Source organism: Desulfurobacterium indicum (assembly GCF_001968985.1).
In the GTDB taxonomy this organism is placed as follows: Bacteria; Aquificota; Aquificia; order Desulfurobacteriales; family Desulfurobacteriaceae; genus Desulfurobacterium_A; species Desulfurobacterium_A indicum.
This window is the reverse complement of sequence record NZ_MOEN01000058.1, coordinates 1-1587: the sequence shown is the minus strand read 5'-3', so window position 1 is coordinate 1587 and position 1587 is coordinate 1. Positions and strand designations below refer to the sequence as shown.

Genomic DNA, 1587 nt, shown 5'->3' with positions numbered 1-1587 from the left:
CAGGTAGATAGGCTGCAGGTGGAAGCCCGGTAACGGGTGGAGCTGAGCAGTACTAATCGGCCGAGAGCCTCGGCCTTCTATCTACTTGAGGAATCCGGCTTCCCTGTTCAGCTGTCAAGCTGACAATTGAATATGAAGTTGTAAGCGATAGCCTGGTGCCCATAGCGGCGGGGAAACACCCGATCCCATTCCGAACTCGGAAGTTAAGCCCGCCAGCGCCGATGATACTGCCCTGGAGACGGGGTGGGAAAGTAGGGCGGTGCCAGGCTTTTTTTATGCCTTCTTGATTTTTTAAAAGCTCTGTTCCGGAGGTGGATTATGGAACTCTGGGTAAGGGCTGGTGACGAGAAGGTAAAACTTCAAGGTTCTTTAAAAGCTATCTATCAAGCGCTTCTTGAAAAGTTCAAAGAATCACCTCAAATACTTGCCTTTAACGGTTCAAAAAAAGAGAGAAGAAGATTTAAAAGAGAGTTGAGAGCCGCTAAAAAAGATCTTTTGAAGGCTGCTGAAAATTACCTTAACTGGGTTAAAGGCTGCAAAAGGTTGTTTAATTGAATGAGTAGGGAAGGGAAACCCTTCCCATTTATATTTTGATTTCATTTTCTTGGGTAGGGTTTGCTGCTTTAAGTATATTTAACGCATCTTTATATATGGGATTATCTATAAATAGCCCTTCGTACGTTATTCCGCCTTTTCCCTTTTTTATAGCCTCTTCAAACAATTTTGCTATATTTTTTGCTCTTTCTATTTCTTCTTCAGTCGGAGAAAATATTTTATTGGCTATTTCTGTCTGTTTTATGGATATGCATGATTTTCCGTTAAAGCCTATCAGTCTGTCTTCTTTGCACTCTTTCTCAAACCCTTCTAAATCTTTATAGTTTTGATATGCAGGCGCTATGGGGTTCACATTAAATGTTCTGCATGTTGTTACGAAGCGTGTTTTTATGTATGTTGTTGTGGGTGATTTTTCTATGAGATTTTGAGGTAGATTAAGGTCACTGAAAAGGTCAAGAATACCAAGGTATGCAGTTTCGATTCTTTCTGAAGCAGTGAGAATTTTTTCAAGGTTTTTTATTCCTTTTCCTGTTTCAATAGACAGATGTATTTTTATTGTGTTTTCCGGAATTTGTTTTGATTTTTCAAAGCTTGAAATAATTGCGTCTAAAGTTGTTACATCTTTTTCGGTTTCTACTTTACTGAGTCTTATGGCGTGAGGTATTGATGGTAGAATTTCTGTTATATCTTCATAGAAAAAAGGAGAATTTATCGGATTAATTCTTACGACCGACTCTTTGTCGGTTACATCTTTCATAGATAAAAGTATCTTAATGATTTTCCTTGCTACTTTTTTTCGTGAGTTTGCAACGCCGTCTTCCAAGTTGAAAATGATAATGTCTACGTCTCTTTCAAAGATTTTTCTTAAATGTTTTATTCTGTCACCCGAAACCAGGATAACAGAACGTATAAATCGTTTGCTGACAGGTGTTCTGGTTTTGATGGAATTATCAAAGGTAGTGTACGATATTTTGTGTAAGCTTGAGAAATGGGATAACCTCCTGGGGAACACCCCACAAATACCAACCCCAG

The 1587-nt window shown here is 38.9% G+C and carries 2 protein-coding genes and 2 rRNA genes; 3 read left to right on the top strand and 1 reads right to left on the bottom strand.

What is annotated here, in order from left to right; translation table 11 throughout:
• The 3 genes from BLW93_RS08650 to BLW93_RS08640 all read left to right on the top strand — a co-directional run.
• Positions 1–77: ribosomal RNA gene (locus BLW93_RS08650) — 23S ribosomal RNA — on the top strand; the annotation flags it as partial.
• A gap of 74 nt (positions 78–151) precedes the next feature.
• A 5S ribosomal RNA gene (gene rrf / locus BLW93_RS08645) occupies positions 152–268 on the top strand.
• Between the two features lie 50 nt (positions 269–318).
• Entirely contained in the window at positions 319–555 is a 237-nt protein-coding gene (locus BLW93_RS08640; RefSeq protein ID WP_076713663.1) for a hypothetical protein, read from the top strand.
• Between the two features lie 28 nt (positions 556–583).
• Here the strand turns inward: BLW93_RS08640 and BLW93_RS08635 are convergent.
• Positions 584–1587, bottom strand: a 1004-nt coding sequence (locus BLW93_RS08635) for an HpcH/HpaI aldolase/citrate lyase family protein (protein ID WP_076713662.1), incomplete at its 5' end; no start/stop codon positions are given.

Bases quoted from the DNA above. Each gene is read 5' to 3' on its own strand.
- BLW93_RS08640 (WP_076713663.1), top strand. From the start codon at position 319: ATGGAACTCTGGGTAAGGGCTGGTGACGAGAAGGTAAAACTTCAAGGT.